The sequence below is a fragment of the Mesorhizobium sp. M0276 genome (assembly GCF_040321755.1).
Lineage (GTDB): Bacteria > Pseudomonadota > Alphaproteobacteria > Rhizobiales > Rhizobiaceae > Mesorhizobium.
The window spans coordinates 1-16,618 of record NZ_JAMYSC010000030.1 but is presented as its reverse complement, the minus strand read 5'-3'; the positions used below and the strand labels follow the sequence as shown (position 1 = coordinate 16,618).

At 57.4% G+C, this 16,618-nt stretch carries 15 protein-coding genes; all 15 read left to right on the top strand.

Going from position 1 to position 16,618, the window contains the following annotated elements:
* The first annotated feature begins 4 nt into the window (after positions 1–4).
* Positions 5–814 carry a class I SAM-dependent methyltransferase gene (locus tag NKJ01_RS22555; protein ID WP_352731076.1) on the top strand — a complete coding sequence of 270 codons (810 nt, stop codon included), beginning with the start codon at positions 5–7 and terminating at the stop codon, positions 812–814.
* Positions 792–1,949: a glycosyltransferase gene (locus NKJ01_RS22550; protein ID WP_352731073.1), complete on the top strand. Its 1,158-nt coding sequence runs from the start codon at positions 792–794 to the stop codon at positions 1,947–1,949. The genes NKJ01_RS22555 and NKJ01_RS22550 overlap by 23 nt, the downstream gene beginning before the upstream one ends.
* The gene (locus NKJ01_RS22545) at positions 1,946–3,091 is read left to right on the top strand and encodes a glycosyltransferase family 4 protein (RefSeq protein ID WP_352731071.1); all 1,146 of its coding nucleotides are present in this window, start codon (positions 1,946–1,948) and stop codon (positions 3,089–3,091) included. Before NKJ01_RS22550 ends, NKJ01_RS22545 begins: the two co-directional genes overlap by 4 nt.
* Before the next feature lie 562 nt (positions 3,092–3,653).
* A complete protein-coding gene (locus NKJ01_RS22540; protein WP_352608091.1) occupies positions 3,654–3,833 on the top strand; it encodes a hypothetical protein in 180 nt (59 codons plus the stop codon).
* A 148-nt stretch (positions 3,834–3,981) separates the two neighbouring features.
* A complete protein-coding gene (locus NKJ01_RS22535; RefSeq protein WP_352608093.1) occupies positions 3,982–4,476 on the top strand; it encodes a hypothetical protein in 495 nt (164 codons plus the stop codon).
* Positions 4,457–5,494: a polysaccharide biosynthesis/export family protein gene (locus NKJ01_RS22530; RefSeq protein ID WP_352608095.1), complete on the top strand. Its 1,038-nt coding sequence runs from the start codon at positions 4,457–4,459 to the stop codon at positions 5,492–5,494. The genes NKJ01_RS22535 and NKJ01_RS22530 overlap by 20 nt, the downstream gene beginning before the upstream one ends.
* A gap of 38 nt (positions 5,495–5,532) precedes the next feature.
* Complete coding sequence (locus NKJ01_RS22525; RefSeq protein ID WP_352731068.1) at positions 5,533–7,905, top strand: GumC family protein; 2,373 nt, start codon at positions 5,533–5,535, stop codon at positions 7,903–7,905.
* Positions 7,793–9,052: a tetratricopeptide repeat protein gene (locus NKJ01_RS22520; protein WP_352731065.1), complete on the top strand. Its 1,260-nt coding sequence runs from the start codon at positions 7,793–7,795 to the stop codon at positions 9,050–9,052. Before NKJ01_RS22525 ends, NKJ01_RS22520 begins: the two co-directional genes overlap by 113 nt.
* A complete protein-coding gene (locus NKJ01_RS22515; RefSeq protein WP_352731063.1) occupies positions 9,049–10,386 on the top strand; it encodes an O-antigen ligase family protein in 1,338 nt (445 codons plus the stop codon). The genes NKJ01_RS22520 and NKJ01_RS22515 overlap by 4 nt, the downstream gene beginning before the upstream one ends.
* 143 nt (positions 10,387–10,529) lie before the next feature.
* Entirely contained in the window at positions 10,530–11,411 is an 882-nt protein-coding gene (gene rfbA / locus NKJ01_RS22510; RefSeq protein WP_352731061.1) for a glucose-1-phosphate thymidylyltransferase RfbA, read from the top strand.
* Positions 11,412–11,966, top strand: coding sequence for a dTDP-4-dehydrorhamnose 3,5-epimerase (gene rfbC / locus NKJ01_RS22505; RefSeq protein WP_352731058.1), 555 nt, complete (start codon positions 11,412–11,414; stop codon positions 11,964–11,966). It abuts the gene before it with no gap.
* Positions 11,967–12,001: 35 nt separating this feature from the next.
* Positions 12,002–13,072: a dTDP-glucose 4,6-dehydratase gene (gene rfbB, locus NKJ01_RS22500; RefSeq protein ID WP_352731056.1), complete on the top strand. Its 1,071-nt coding sequence runs from the start codon at positions 12,002–12,004 to the stop codon at positions 13,070–13,072.
* The gene (gene rfbD / locus NKJ01_RS22495; RefSeq protein ID WP_352731053.1) at positions 13,069–13,950 is read left to right on the top strand and encodes a dTDP-4-dehydrorhamnose reductase; all 882 of its coding nucleotides are present in this window, start codon (positions 13,069–13,071) and stop codon (positions 13,948–13,950) included. The genes rfbB and rfbD overlap by 4 nt, the downstream gene beginning before the upstream one ends.
* Positions 13,951–14,102: 152 nt before the next feature.
* Complete coding sequence (locus NKJ01_RS22490; protein WP_352731050.1) at positions 14,103–15,161, top strand: NAD-dependent epimerase/dehydratase family protein; 1,059 nt, start codon at positions 14,103–14,105, stop codon at positions 15,159–15,161.
* Between the two features lie 100 nt (positions 15,162–15,261).
* Positions 15,262–16,618 (top strand): rhamnan synthesis F family protein (locus tag NKJ01_RS22485; protein WP_352731047.1); only part of this gene is annotated, 1,357 nt, incomplete at its 3' end.

The following is a 16,618-nucleotide window of genomic DNA, read 5'->3' as shown; positions in this document are numbered from 1 at the left end:
GCGGATGTCTGGTCCGAGTGGACACAGACCGGCGAACGAAATTGACGGTGAGGCAGTGTCGATGTTGCGAAAGTTTATGCGCGCGAACGTAGCCGTTTCCGAGTTGCTGGACAGCGTTCTACCCATGCGCCTTCGTATCGACGGCAACCGAACTTTTGCGACGGAGATAGCGCCTGCCTGGCTTGCCTCCGATGCGCTGGTTTATGACCTCGGCGGGGGTGCAAGGCCGTTCGTCGGCCTATCCGAGAAGCGGCGCCTGAGGCTTTTTGTCATTGGGGTCGATCTGGACGCACAGGAATTGTCGAAAGCGCCGCGCGGAATATACGACGAGGAGATTGAAGCGGACCTTACCTCGTTTGAGGGGAGGGGTGATGGCGACGTCGTGATTTGTCAGGCGACGCTCGAACACGTCCGCGACGGTGAGGGTGCCTTGCGTGGCATTGCCAGTTGCGCGAAGCCCGGAGGCGTGGTCGCCATTTTCTCGCCCTCGCGCAACGCTGTTTTCGCAAGGTTAAATCGGGTCCTGCCGGAGGGGGTGAAGCGACGGTTGCTTTTTGCGATCTTTCCCGAAAAGGGCAAGGGTCATGACGGGTTTCCGGCTTTTTACGACAAATGCCTGCCAAGTGAGGTCGAAACAATCGCAAAACGGAACGGCCTGGAGATCATCGAGCGTCGTCTGTTCTGGAAGAGCTCCTATTTCTATTTTTTCGTGCCGGCCTTTCTCGCCTGGCGCATCTGGTTAGGCGTTTCGGCGCTGTTTCTCGGCAAGGATGCTGCCGAAACCTACGCCTATGTCTTTCGGCGAAAACAGTGAATCCCTGCAGCTCATGAAAAGGAAGCTCGCGCTGGTCGCCATTCCGCTCGACATCAGAGGTGGAGCTGAAACCATCCTGAAACTGGTTGCGCAGGCACTTGCGCGCCGTCCCGACTGGGACGTCGAAATCGGCTTTCTGGGTAGCCAGGCGGCGGGGGATGCCGTTGGGCCACTCCAGGATGAAATTCGGCGCAGTTACGGCTTCGGCGGCGGCAAAGCGATGAGCGAGCTTTTGCTTGCCCCGCGGCTGATCCGGCATCGGTACGATTTGGTATTCTCAAGCCACACGCGGGTGAATTCGTTCCTGGCCGCCGCCCGAAGTATCGGGGTTCTTCGAAGCCGCAGGCTGGTCGCTCGCGAATCCACGGTACTTCTGGATCGCTTCAATGGCCCTCGCGCACTGGCCTACAGGGCGCTCTACGCTGCCTATGGCAGCCAGGACATGGTTGTCGCGCAAACGAGCTACATGAATGAACGCCTGCGTGACGTGTTGCCTCGGCGAGCAATCGATAAACTGTGTACGTTGCCCAACCCGGTTGACGAAGATCTCATCGTCAAAATGTCCACCGAAATGTTGGCGGAGGACGACGCGAAGATGATTTCCCGTCGTCCGCAGATAGTCTGGTGCGGCCGGCTGATCGAAGTAAAGCGGCCAACGATCGCGATTGACGTGCTCGCCGAGGTCAGGCGAAGAACCGGCGAAGACTATGAGCTTAGCATGGTGGGGGCCGGACCCATGGAAGCGGAGCTAAGAGCCTACGCCGGCAGGTTCGATCTGGCCTCTCGAGTAAATCTGCTCGGCCAGAGAGATAATCCATTTCCGCTGTTTCGTGCATCGCGCGCCGGCCTGCTCACGTCGGCGATCGAAGGATTTCCAAACGTCCTTCTGGAAATGATGGCTTGCCGGATTCCCGGCATCGTCACCACGCCCTGTGCGGGAGATCTGGACACGCTGTCCGGCCTCGAGATTTCAGCCGGATTTGGTGCGCTGGAAATTGCGGATGCACTGCTGAAGGTCATGCACGCCGGCGATCGGTCGGCCTTATATGGGGAGACCCTGTCGGAAAGGTCGCCTGGGCGATTTGCGGATATGCTGTTAGGAGCGCCTTCGCCATATCCGGGCGGGAGCCAATGATGCCGGCTGCTCGCAGCAAGATAATCATTTCGATAAACACGTCCTGGAATGTCGTCAATTTCCGCAAGGGGCTGATCGAGGGCTTGCGGAGCCATGGCTATGACATCGTCATCGCGGCGCCGAGAGACGAATACTCTTCGCTGATATCGGCCATGGGCTGCGGCTACGTCGAACTCGAAATGGACAATTCCGGTATGTCGCCTTTGCGGGACATGGCACTTCTGTGGCGCTTCTGGCTTCTCTTGCGGCATGAGAGGCCGTTGGCGTTTGTCGGGTTTACGATCAAGCCCAACGTGTTCGGCTCCATCGCCGCCAATCTGAACGGCGTTCCGGTCATAAATAACATTTCCGGACTGGGGACAGCATTCGTCCGCGGTGGCCTCCTGCTCAGAATTGCCAAGGCCTTGTATCGGGTGGCGCTGGCCCGTTCCAAAATGGTTTTCTTTCAGAATGACGATGACAGGACGCTGTTCGTCATTGGGAATTTGGTTCGCAAGGAGCAGACCGGGCTTTTGCCCGGCTCCGGCATCGACCTCGTGCGTTTTACTCCGTCGTCCGAAGCGCGCACCAACGCTGGTGCGATTGTGTTTCTTCTGGTGGCCCGGCTTCTCTGGGACAAGGGTGTCGGCGAGTTTATCGAGGCGGCCCGTCTAGTTCGCCAGAAGATGCCCGGTGTGCGTTTCCAACTGCTCGGCTTTCTCGATGTCGAGAACCGGACCGCCGTCAGTCGGCAGCATGTCGAGCAATGGGTCGGTGAGGGATTGATCGAATATCTCGGCACCACCGATGATGTGCGGCCTTTCCTGCGTGCCGCCGATTGTGTCGTCTTGCCTTCCTACAGGGAGGGAACGCCGCGTTCGCTGCTCGAGGCGGCCGCGATGGGCAAGCCGCTGATCACCACCGACGTGCCCGGGTGCAGAGAGGTGGTGGACCACGCCATCAACGGCTTCCTGTGCAAGGCGAGGGACACTGATGATCTGGCAAGCAAGATGATCGAGTTTGCGATGATGGATGATGCCTCCAGGGGCCGGATGGGAGTGGAGGGCAGAAACAAGGTCGAGCGGCAATTTTCGGAAACTATCGTCATCGCGAAGTATATGCAGCAGATAGAAAAGCTGGATGGCCTCGCGGCGAAAGAATGAAAGGGCTTGACGGACAGTTGGGCCGGATGGAGGACGACCTTCGGAGCGGCGCACCGGAACTATCAGGGGATGGTCCTGACCTGCAAACCCGTTGCTGCCGGAACGCCTTGCGATGGCAAGATCGCTTCGAAGGTTGGCGATATCCTGGTTGTGCAGTGCTCGACGGCCAAGGGGGAAGACCTGGCTGCCATATTTACGCAGGGCCGAATTCTCTGCGGCGAGTCGATTCAAGCCGGTCCAATGTGCAAGTCTTGCTGAACCGCCACGGACTGGATGCTCTTGCGGCGAAGTGAATGGATCTGCCCTGGCCCCGGCCAACGAGTTTCCTGCATTAGGGTATTTGTGATCTTCTGCTGGGTAACGTCGGTTTCTGAGATTTTTGGTCGAAACTGTTCATTCGATATGGCTAAAGTACTGTGCTATGACAGTTACGAATCGGCATAAATTGCCGCCAACGCGAAATGTGTTGGAATTGTGATCGAAAAACTGCTACGTGCTGATCTGCTATCTTTGAATTGGTGCGTCGAAGGTGATGCAGAGGGGATCAAAGACAGATGAATCTGTGAGCAAAACGGCGCCTGCCGTATTTGTTGCGTCGATCGAGTTCGGCGGCTGCAGCCTGAATGTGCCGGCCAATTCGAGTCTCGATATTTTCCGCCTCGACGACAACATTTGCCTCAAGCTTGTTGGTTCCGAACAGACGGCCGCAATTCAGCCGTCCGGTGGCGGCGGTGGGGGTTGACCTACTGGAAGCGATTTTGCCTGCGCGCTTCTGACAGTTCGCGGCGACGCAGTACGACGTCAGCGGCGTCAGCCTCTGACGGAGATTGACGGGGGAGCCGGTGTGATTCATTCCAAGAGGGTGAGTTGCAGGTTTGGGTGGGGTAGAAATGGGGATTCGTCGTAGGTTCGGGGCTGTTTTCGTTTTTGTTGTATTCGCCGCAGAGGGCATTCTGTTTGCAACGCCCGATGCTTTCGCTCAGGAGACCTGTTCCTGTCTTGCGACCGTGCCGGCGTCCGCCGGTGCGGTAGGTCGCCTTACGCAGGTCCATGGTAACGTTCAAATGTCCCAGGCCGGCGGCTATGCTGGCGTGGGTCCCGAAGCACCAGTGTATTCGGGCGCGCGCATCATGACCGGGGCAGAGGCGTCCGCTTTGCTTGCGGTGGGTGCCAACTGCGCATTCGATATTCCTGGCAACACCACGATCAAGGTCGATCCTGTCGAAGGTGGCATGTGCGTTTCGCTCGATACGCCAGTTGCGACGGTTGTGCCTGCCAGCTCGAAGCCTGTCATGCTGCCAGCTCTCTTGGGCGCCGCCGCGGTTGGTGGCGCCGCCGCTCTTATTACCGGGCTGCAGGACGACGATGACGCTGTCAGCCGATAGCCGAGGTCCGACACCCGCTGTTTTGCGTAATTTTGTCGAATGCGTCATTCGCCGTCATGCGGGTAGCGCATTTGTGTTTTGTCGAGGCGACGCTTCTGGCGGTCAACCGTCCGGACGCGATATTGCAGGATCGGGCGCTCGTGCCCATTGGAAAGCGGAATGCGAAAAGGTCGGGTGCCAGCAGCGTAGGCCGTTTCGGCGGATTTGGCCGGCTGTTCAAGAGCGGGACCCACTGATCGGCATCTTCGATTTTGCAAGGCGAAATGCAGGCACCGTGACAGCGCTGCTCGCATCGCTGGCGATATCTGCTTGCACCAGCACCCCGTCGACATCGACGTCGTCCACAAATCCTGTCAGCGCCCTTCAGCCGGCGGCGTCCTCCAGGGCTCTTTCAGGCGGCGGCACACTGCAGGTGGTGAAGGACCTGCCGCCGCCGCAGAATACGCAGAATGGCCGCGAGCAACCCCTCTCTGCCAATGATGTGCTGGAGGTTAGCGTGTTCCAGGTCGACAATTTGAACAGGACTGTTCAGGTCGACGCAGGCGGGCAGATTTCGCTTCCGCTAATCGGAACGATGACTGCGGCCGGCAGGACCGTGCGTCAACTCGAGAAGGAAATCGAGACTGGCTACGGTGAAAAATACCTGCAAGCGCCTGACGTGACGATTTTCGTCAAGGAATCGATTGGCCGGCGCATCACGGTCGATGGCGAAGTCAACAAGGCCGGTATCTATCCTGTGTCCAGCGGTGCTTCTTTGCTGGACGCGATCGCCCTTGCCGGAGGCTTCAATCCGGTCGGTGATGCCGGCAAGGTCTTCGTCTATCGGAATATCGGCCAAAACAAGCTCGTGGCAAACTACAATGTCGAGGAAATCCGGGCCGGCAAAAATCGCAACCCACGCATTTATGGCGGCGATGTGATCGTCGTGTTTGCTTCCAAGTCGAAAATCGCGATGAACAATTTGAAGGATGCCCTGGGTCTCGCGTCCAGCGCGGCCCGCATTGCGGTCATTCCTTAGGACAGGGCACGACGAACAACCCCAGGGTCACCTCGCACATGCTCGATCGTAACAGGCAGTCCCAACTTGCCGGATCCCGACAGGCCCTGTCTGCGGACCTCCCCTATGACGTGCCGCAAAACTACGGTCCTTATGGTCGTGACCATGGCGGTCGGGATGACGGGTTCAACCCGCTCAAGCTGTTGTTTTACATTGTCCAGTATCGTTGGTTGATCGTCATGATGGCCGCTGCCGGACTTGTCGCCGGCGTCATCGTGACAATGATGCAGACACCAAAATATCAGGCAACGACGCAGCTCGAAGTGCTGGTCCCTTCGGCGAAGGTCTTTCAGGACATCGAAGTTGTTTCCGAAAACAGCGACGTCAGGGCCTTCCTGACCGCCCGTGAAAAGCTGAAGAGCCGTGCGCTGGCTCAGCGCGTGGCCTTCCAGCTAGGGCTTGGCGAAAAGCCGGACTTCCTGTTTCCGACGCCGAGCTTTTCGCTGAGCAACATTGTCTACCGGGCATTCGGACTTTCGAAGTCGCCCTCCATCGAGGAGAGAACGCCCGAGGAGCGCGAGGCAATCGCCATCAAGCGAATCCTGGACGATCTGACGGTCAATCTGGTCACCAATACAAGCCTGCTGTCGATCACCTTTGTCGATCAGAAGCCGAAATATGCAAGCGACGTAGCCAATCAGGTCGCACAGAGTTTTATCGATCAGCGACTGGACCAGACCAGCGAGACCTCTGATCTGGCAAGGCAATTCATCCAGGAACAGGTTCTGCAGGTGAAGCAAAAGCTGCAAAAATCCGAGGAGGAATTGGTCACCTACGCAAAAGACGCCGGCATCACGGTCACAGGCGACGACAAATCGCTGATCGACTCTAACATCGAAGCCCTGAACACCGCGCTGGCCATGGCGATCCAGGAGCGCCTGGATGCGGGGCGGGTCGTGAGTCAGATAGAAAAGGGACGCGGATCAAGCCTCGGCCCGGTTCTGGAAAGCGAAGGTCTGCAGAAGCTCAGCGAAAAGCTGGCGGATCTGTCCAGCCAGTATCAGCAGAAACTGGGCATCCTGAAGCCTGGTTATCCGGAAATGCAGCAATTGCAATCGCAGATCAGGGAACTGCAGCGGCTCTATGACAATGGCGTTCTTGCGATAACGGATTCGTTGCGACTGAAATACCAGGAAGCGCAAGGCAAGGAGGCCGACCTAAAATCCAAGCTCGCGGAAATGGAGAGACAGCAGGCCGTCTTCAACGACAAAAATATCAAATACACGATCCTGAAGCGTGAGGTCGATTCCAATCGGTCGCAGTACGACAGCCTTATCACCAAGCTGAATGAAGTTGGGGTTAGCTCGGAACTCAAGACGCAAAGCGCCGCGATCGTCGACTTCGCTTCGCTGCCCGTAGCCCCCTATTCTCCACGCCTGAGCATCAATCTTGCAATCGCGCTGGCGCTTTTCATGGCTTTGACTGCATCGATCATCTACATCATCGAGCTCTTGAACAACACCTTCACCAATCCGGAGCAGGTCGAGAAAGAGCTGGGACTGGCGATGCTCGGCATCCTGCCGCTTGTCGACGACCGCGAACTCATAGCCAGCATCGCCGATCAAAAATCCGGGCTCTCAGAGGCCTATCGTTCGTTGCGAACATCGCTGCAGTTCTCCGGTGCGGAGGGTGCGCCGCGATCGCTGCTGGTGACCAGTTCGGAACCTTCGGAAGGCAAGTCGACCACCTCGTTCAAGCTCGGCCAGGATTTCGCGGCGCTCGGCGCAAGGGTTCTGCTGGTCGATGGCGATCTTCGCAAACCGAACCTGCATCGGCTGTTCGGTCTCGACAACGTGATCGGGTTGAGCAACCTTCTGACGAATACCGTTCGCAAGGATGATTTGGCGGGCATTTTCAGGACGACGAAATACCCTAACGTGACTGTACTGACGTCCGGGACCATTCCGCCGAACCCGGCCGACCTTCTCTCTTCGCAGAAGATGGCAATGATCTTGACCAATCTCGGCAAACGCTTCGATCTGGTCATCATCGATGCTCCACCGGTCGTCGGCCTTTCCGACGGCCCAATCCTTAGCCGGCTGGCGGAGGGCACGTTGATGGTCGTTTCCACCAACCAGGTGACGCGCAAATCAGCCAAGACGGCGCTCAGGCGTCTGCGGGCGGCCGGTGCGAATGTGATCGGAGGGGCGATGTCGAAGTTTGCAGTGAACAAGTTCGACTACAACTATGCCTACAAATATATGAACTACCAGTACTACGACTACGGCGCGAGCACCCCGAAAATCGAAGGCAAAGTCGATGATGGAGCAGGCCAGCCCGCTCACGCGAAATCTCCTGCGGTCAGGCGTTTGGTTCGTCGCCTCCGTTCTAGTGTTGGCCGCTTCGTCGATCGGGCTAAGTCGGCTCCTTGAGGCCGGAACGCCAGCCGTCTCGCTTGCGATCGATCCGCTGAACATAAATGCGTTGATAGGTGACATCACAGGTGACCTGAACGAAACAGGCAGTGATCCTGATCTGGATGCTTTGGCTGCCAGGGCGAGGGGTGCGCTTCGCTTCAATGTCGCGGATGCCCGGCTCTACAGCCTTTTGGGCGAGATCAAGTACCGGCACGGCGAGAAGGACGAAGCTTTTGAATTCTTCGACCAGGCTCGAAAACTGTCCAAGACGGAAATCCATGCACTTCAGAGATCGATCGACCGTTCGATCGAGGTAGGTGATCTGTCACGCGCTGTCGCCGAGATCGACACATTGCTACGCCGGTGGCCGGACCGCTTTCCAATCATCGCGGCGGGCATGCCGGCGATTCTTTCAAATCCGGACGGATACCGGGCTGTCCTGGCAGCCATAAAGATAAAGGCTCCGTGGAGGTCCAATCTTTTCGCTGCCCTTGGTCAGGATCCGCAAGGCCTGCGCGCGGCAAGTCAACTGTTGCTCGACCTTACCGGATCGAGTTCACCACCGACATCGAAGGAACTGTCTGCCGTGATCAACGGCTACATCAGGCAAAAGGACTACGAGCCAGCCTATCGGCTGTTCCTTTTCAGCCTGTCCGATCAGGAGCGGACGCTGGGTGGCTATATTTTCAACGGCGGCTTTGAACCCGTCCGCAGCGGCAAGCCCTTCGATTGGCAGGTTCACGATCGCTCCGGTCTGGAAATTACTTTTGCCGGGTCGCGCGATGTCGGCGAAAGCGACAGCGGAGCGATCGTTCGATTTTTGAACACGCCGGTGAAGAACGCCGCGCTCCAGCAATATGTCGAATTGCCTCCCGGCTCCTACAGGATTTCCCTGACTGCCTCCGGGAGAAACCTGAAGTTGCCAAAGGGGCTGTTCTGGTCCATCCGCTGCGCAGATCCGGCAAGCGAAATAGCCCGGTTCAACATTCCGGCAGGCACATTCAACCGGCAGCATCTGAGCCTTGATTTCGCGATCGGAACGAGCGCGTGTCCGATGCAGTTGTTGCGGCTGGAAACAGCAGCCATCGCTGAGAGCTGGCGATTTCGATACGTCGGCACGTTGGTCATGCACAAGCTGAGCATCGAAAGAGTTTCATTGTGAGACAGCGCCCAAGCCGGTCCACGGAATGGGAAAAGTATCTGCTTGGGTCGGTTCTTTTCCTGTCGATGCTGATTGGCGGCGGCACGGCGAGTGGCCTCTACACCGAAACGCTGATCGAAATTGCAGCGATCGTCTCGGCCGCGGCCGTCTTTTCAAGGCCATCGGGGCAGCGCATCCCTCGTCCGGTCTTGTGGCTGCTTGCCCTGACCCTTGCCGTGTTCTGCCTTCAGATCGTGCCGCTGCCTGCGGCCCTGTTGAGCGGATTGCGGCCGGAACTGCTGCTCGCAACTCCGTGGCTCGCCGGCGAAACCCGGCTGCGCTTCGTCAGTGTTGGCGTCGGGCGCACGATCGAGTGCTTTCTGTATTTTTCGGCGGCGGCAGCATTCTTTCTGAGCGTTATCCGCTTGCGTACGGATCAGGTCTACGGCCTGCTGCCGTTCTTTTTCATGGGTATCATCTGTAACGGATTGGCTGCCGCGATCCAGTATTCACTCTCCAAAACGGTTGCCATAGAGGGGTTGTTGCCGTTCACGATCAATGCGGGACTGTTTGCCAACCAGAATCACTTTTCGGCGTTGCTGTTCGTGTCCATCCCCTTCGTTGTCTGCCACGGCCTGTTCCGCGGGCACCTTCTGTCTGGATCGCTCGGATTGATAATGCTGTTGCTGCTGCTTCTGGCCGCCGGTTCGCGCGCCGGTATCCTGATCGGACTGGCGATCACCATAGTATCGGTTGTCTTTCTGTCCGCTCGCTCCAGGCTAGGCGGTTGTGGCATTCTTGCGGTTTTCATCGGTCTTTCGCTCTACACGATGGGCGCGTGGGCGAAGATCGATGCGGAGGTGGTTGATCCGACCTTTGGGCGCGCCGAATTTGCTCGCACGACGATCGCGGGAATTGAAGAGAACTGGGCGACAGGAGTGGGCTTCGGCAGCTTTCAGAAGGTCTATCAGATTTACGAAAGGGGAGAGATGATCTTCAAGCCTTACGTGAATCACGCTCACAACGACTATCTGGAACTGGCACTTGAGGGTGGCGCGCCCGTTGTTCTTCTGATCGCGGTTTACCTGACATTGCTTTTCACGTCGTCCGTTGGGGTTCGGCGGTATCCGCTGCAGAAAGCCGCGTTCCTCTCGGTGTCGTTTCTTCTCGTTCACTCGCTGGTTGATTACCCCTTGCGAACAGCGGCGCTTGCGATGATTTTTGCCTACATGAATGGCATTATCTTTCACAAAGGCTTTGCTGAACGGTTGAACCCAAGAGGCGAGCCAGTCAAAGTCGATCACCATGACGCCAATCGGCTTGTTCCCGCCAGGCCTTCGACCTCAGCAGGATAAAACGGCTCGCCGAAAACGTCGATGGGCACCGGGGTGGATATAGTCTGGTCGTTTGTCGAGCGCCGAGATTGACAAGCCATTGCGTGGAACCTAATCACGGGCGGCAAGGGCCCGGGGGGCCTAGACATGTCAAGGAGAGCTTCTTGAAAGGAATTATCCTTGCTGGGGGCAGCGGAACGCGTCTTTACCCGCTAACATTAGCAATCTCTAAGCAGATTCTGCCGATATACGACAAGCCGATGATCTATTATCCGCTGAGCGTTTTGATGCTTGCGGGTATCCGTGAGATTCTGGTCATTTCAACGCCGCGTGATCTGCCAGTTTTTCGCGATCTGCTTGGCGATGGATCGGAGTTCGGGCTTGAACTGTCCTATGCCGAGCAACCGCAGCCCAACGGCCTTGCGGAAGCCTTCATCATTGGCCGGGATTTCATAGGCAAGGACAGCGTGTCCATGATCCTTGGCGACAACATCTATTTCGGCGACGGGTTGTCGCAGCTTTGCCGGGCTGCGGCCTCGCGCGAAAAGGGCGCTTCGGTGTTCGCCTACCATGTCGAGGATCCCCAGCGTTATGGTGTCGTATCCTTCGACAAGGCCACCGGAACCGCGCTGACGATCGAGGAAAAGCCGCAGGAGCCGAAATCCAACTGGGCTGTCACCGGTCTCTATTTCTATGACAACGACGTCGTTGACATCGCCCCTGCCATCCGGCCCTCGGCGCGTGGCGAACTCGAGATCACGGCGGTCAACAATGTCTACCTCGAGCGCGGCCAGCTGCATGTTCACCGGTTGGGCCGCGGCTATGCCTGGCTCGACACCGGAACGCATGACAGCCTGCACGAAGCGTCTTCCTTCGTGCGCACAATCGAGCATCGCCAGGGCATCAAGGTTGCTTGTCCAGAAGAGATCGCCCTTGAACAGGGTTGGCTGACAGTGGACCAGATTCTGCGGCGCGCCGACCGCCTGGGCAAGAATGAATATGCCGCCTACCTGCGCCGGCGTGTCGTCGAGCTGTCGGAGGGCTAGATGCTGGAAGTCAGGTCCCTCGGCATCGATGGCGTGCTGGAAATCGTTCCGAAGCGGCACGGCGACGCGCGCGGTTTCTTTGTGGAAACCTACAATGCCGAACGCTTTGCGCAGGCGGGCATCGACCTGCTTTTCGTGCAGGACAATCATTCCTATTCCGCCGCGGCGGGAGTCTTGCGAGGGCTTCACTACCAGCTTCCGCCGCGGGCCCAGGACAAGCTGCTGCGCGTCATCCGGGGCAGCATTCTCGACGTCGCGGTCGACATTCGCCGCAGCTCGAAAACCTTTGGAAAGTGGGTCGCGCTCGAAGTGTCGGCTGAAAAGGGCAACCAGATTCTGGTGCCAAAAGGCTTCGCGCACGGCTTCGTGACGCTCGTGCCCGACACCGAGGTCCTGTATAAGGTCACCGACACCTATTCGCAGGCGCATGACCGATCGATCCGCTTCGACGATCCCGCCATCGGTATCGATTGGCCATCGCTGGCTGGCGGGTTCCAGCTTTCGGACAAGGACCTGGAGGCGCCGCTGCTGGTCGCCGCCGAGGTATTTGCGTGATGGGTGCTGCCAAAGGGCGCAGAGAGGACAGCGGCATGAATTTTCTGGTGACAGGCGGTGCTGGATTCATCGGTTCGGCGGTGTGCCGGCATCTGTGCGCCAACCCGGCTTATCGCGTGACCAATCTCGACAAGCTCACCTATGCGGGAAACCTGGCCTCGCTGCGGCCGATCGAGAATGCACACAATTACCGCTTCGCGCAGGCCGATATCTGCGATGAGAGGGCTGTGCTCGACATCCTCCGCCGGGACGATATCGACATCGTCATGAACCTCGCCGCCGAGAGCCATGTCGACCGCTCGATCGATGGGCCAGGTACGTTTATCGAGACCAACATCGTCGGTACCTACAAGATCCTCAATTCCGCGCTGGAATACTGGCGCGGCCTGCCTGAGGACAGGAGGAGCCGCTTCCGCTTCCATCATGTCTCGACCGACGAGGTGTTCGGCGATCTGCCTTTCGATGGCGGCATGTTCGTCGAGGAAACGCCCTATGCGCCGTCCTCGCCCTATTCCGCCTCCAAGGCGGCGTCGGACCATCTGGTGCGCGCTTGGCACGAAACCTACGGCCTGCCGGTCGTGCTTTCCAACTGCTCGAACAATTACGGACCCTACCACTTTCCCGAAAAGCTGATCCCGCTGGTCATCCTCAATGCGCTCGACGAAAAGCCGCTACCGGTCTATGGCGCCGGCGCCAATGTGCGCGACTGGCTGTTCGTCGAGGATCACGCGCGGGCTCTGGAACTCGTCGCCACGAAAGGGCAGCCGGGCGAAAGCTACAATGTCGGCGGCAATTCCGAGCGGACGAACCTGGGCGTCGTCCAGACGATCTGCGATCTGCTCGACATCAGGCGTCCCCGGGCCGGTGGCAAGAGCTATCGCGACCTGATTTCCTTCGTCACCGACCGTCCCGGCCATGATCGCCGCTACGCCATCGACGCATCGAAGATCGGCCGTGATCTCGGCTGGGCGCCCAATGAGAATTTCGACAGCGGCCTGGCGAGAACCGTGGACTGGTTCCTCGACAACAAATGGTGGTGGGGGCCGATCCGCGAACAGCACTATGCCGGTGAAAGACTGGGCGAAGCGCGCAAGGGGGTAGTGTGAGGCTCGTTGTCACCGGACGCGAGGGCCAGGTCGCGGCAAGCCTTCTGGAGGCCGGTCAGGGGCGTACCGGCGTGGAGGTCATCGCCATTGGCCGTCCGGAACTTGATTTGGCAAAACCCGATACTCTGATCGAAGCTATTGCGGCCGGCAAGCCGGACATCGTCGTTTCGGCTGCCGCCTACACGGCGGTGGATCAGGCCGAGGACGAGCCCGATCTGGCATTCGCGGTAAACGCCGTCGGTGCCGGCAAAGTGGCGGAAGCAGCAAGGCGGCTTGGCGTTCCCGTCATCCATCTTTCGACCGACTATGTCTTCGACGGTTCGAAGGACAGCGCGTATGTCGAGACCGACGCGACCGCACCAGCCAGCGTCTATGGCGCCTCCAAGCTAGCCGGCGAGCAGGTGGTGGCGGCAGCCAACCCGCATCACCTGATCCTGCGCACGGCATGGGTCTACAGCCCGTTCGGCAAGAATTTCGTCAAGACCATGCTGCGGCTTGCCGCCGACCGCGACGAGATCGCCGTGGTGGCCGATCAATGGGGAAATCCCACATCCGCACTTGATATCGCCGATGCAATCCTGCATGCGGCAGCACAGCTGAATGGCGACAAGAGCTTCGGTGCGCCCGGCACCTATCACCTGGCCGGGACCGGCGAAGCCAACTGGAGCGGCTTTGCCCGTCATATCCTGGACACAAGCCGCGTGTCTGGTGGTCCTTGGGCGCGGGTACGGGACATTGCTACGATGGACTATCCGACAAAGGCGCGTCGCCCCTCCAATTCCAGGCTTTCGAGCGCGAAGTTCGCCTCCGTCTTCGGCTGGAACGCGCCGGACTGGCGGCAATCGACGGAAGCGGTGGTGCACCGTGTCCTGGTCTGAGGGACAGGATGGGTCTTGAGACATCTGACAAAAGGCCTTGCGCGCCGCGCCCGGCGATCGGCAGAGCGGCTGTGGTTCGCGGCTCCAATCTGTTCAAATCAGATCGACCGATGCGGAGCAACCAAATCAACGAAACATGGAATGCTGATTGAATGTCCAAAATGTGTGTTGTGACGGGCGGAGCCGGATTCATTGGATGTGCGTTGTCCACCAAATTGGCAAACCGTTTCGGGCGTGTAATTGTCATCGATAGCTTGCATCCCCAGATTCACGCTGAACGGAAACGTCCTACCGAACTTGACCCTCGCGTCGAACTCATGGTTGCCGATGTGACCGAGGCTTCGACCTGGGCTCAGGCATTGGAAATCACCCGACCGGACGTCGTGGTACATCTGGCGGCTGAAACGGGCACGGGGCAGTCGCTCACCGAGGCCTCACGCCACGCGACAGCAAATGTCCTTGGCACAACCCGCATGTTGGACGCCTTCGCCACGGCATCGCATGTTCCTGAGCGTTTTGTGCTGGCTTCAAGCCGCGCCGTCTACGGAGAAGGGGCATGGCAGTCCAGAAATCTGGGAGAGGTAACTTATCCTGGTCAAAGATCAAAGCAGCAGCTTGAACGCGCGGAGTGGGATTTTCCCGGACTTGAGCCTCTCCCAATGGACGCGGAGAAAACGATACCGAATCCAACCAGTATCTACGGAGCGACGAAACTAACCCAGGAACAAATATTGCGAGCTTGGGCTCTTTCGTTCGGAACAATCGTCAACGTACTTCGCCTTCAGAATGTATATGGTCCCGGGCAGTCCTTGACGAATAGCTACACCGGAATTGTATCGTTGTTCATCAGAATGGCCAAGGAAGGCAAGAGTATCCCGATCTATGAAGATGGGGATATCGGAAGGGACTTCGTTTTCATCGATGACGTAGCGTCGGCCCTCGACAAAGCCACAACTACAGATCTGTCGCAGTCGCTCGCCTACGATGTTGGTACCGGCTCCAAGACCACGGTTCTTGACCTGGCAAGGATCATCGCAAAAAGATACGGAGCGCCGGAACCGCATGTCAACGGCATGTTCCGCAACGGCGATGTGCGCTGCGCTGTCGCCAACATTGACAGGACGGTTCGTGAACTGGAATGGCAACCTTTGAAAACTGTGGGCGAGGGGATCGGCCAACTTTCCGGATGGATAGATTCACAGCTTAGCTAGAACTACGACATCGTGACACGGAAGTGTTCCGCCGTCGAGATGCTTCCGTGGGAGACGTGGTCCCTATGCCACGTGGGTTTGGTTTTGCGGGGAATTGGGGATGCGTCGTGGGGCAATTTTTTTCTTCTATAATGAAACAGGTCTTGCCGATGAATACATACTCTTCCTTCTGGGCAAACTGAGACCATTCGTAGAGACGATTATCTTTGTCTCCAACGGCGACCTTTCAAGATCGTCGGAAATTGCAGTGCGGTCTGCTGTAGACGAGATCATCATCCGTGAGAATACGGGACTCGACGTTGGAGCGTACAGCGATGGGCTCAAGTTCATAGGTTATGACAAGCTCGGCGACTACGATGAAATCCTTTTACTCAATCACACATTCTACGGGCCTCTTTTCCCATTCTCGGAAATGTTTTCAGAAATGGAACTTCGAGATTGTGATTTTTGGGGCATATCAGGTCACAAGGAAATGGTACCCAATCCTTTCACGGGACAGGGGAGCTTAGCCAGCCATCTAAACTCTCATTTCATCGCGGTAAGAAGGACGATGCTCACCTCGCTTGCTTTTCGTAATTATTGGGAAAGTATGCCGATAATCAAGGATTATACGGACTCTGTATTGATTCACGAGTCGCGTTTTACCAAGTTTTTTGAAGATTTCGGATATAGTTCTGATGTCTATGTTGATTCGGAAAGGTATACGTCGAAATATCCTGTATTCATTGAAGTTGATGAGACTATTTCAAACAGAAACCCGATACTGAAGCGGAGACTTTTCTTTAACGATCCGATTTTTTTAGAGCAGAATGGCATTGATTTGCCTCGGGCTTTGCGGGCGCTTAAAGAGACCTCCGACTACGACCTCAATTTGATTTGGCGCAATGTTTTACGCTCTTCGGAGTTGAGGAATCTCAACACCAACGCTGCGCTGATGAGCGTCTTGCCGGATGAGTGGATGAAAGGCGATGGCGCCGCTGCCGACTACGGCAAGGTCGCGGTCTGCGCGCATATTTACTACACTGATATGCTCGACGAGATCCTAGCCCTGACCGAGAATATTCCGGTTGCCTATGATTTTATCGCCACCACGGATACCGCGGAGAAGAAGGTCGAGATTGAAGCCGCCTTGGCAAAACGCCCTGGTGTAAAGAATGCCATCGTCCGCGTTATCGAGAAAAATCGCGGTCGTGACATGTCGTCGCTGTTCATCTCCTTGCGCGATTTGCTCATCGACGATCGCTATGACCTCGTCTGCCGCCTGCACACAAAGAAGTCGCCGCAAGTGCAATCGTCGAGAGGCAATCTGTTCAAGCGGCACATGCTTGACAATCTGCTGAATAGCCGTGGCTACGTTCACAACGTGTTGGACATGTTTCACGGCAATCCTTCAATCGGGCTGGCCATTCCGCCGATCTTTCATATCTCATATCCGACCATGGGGCATTCCTGGTTTG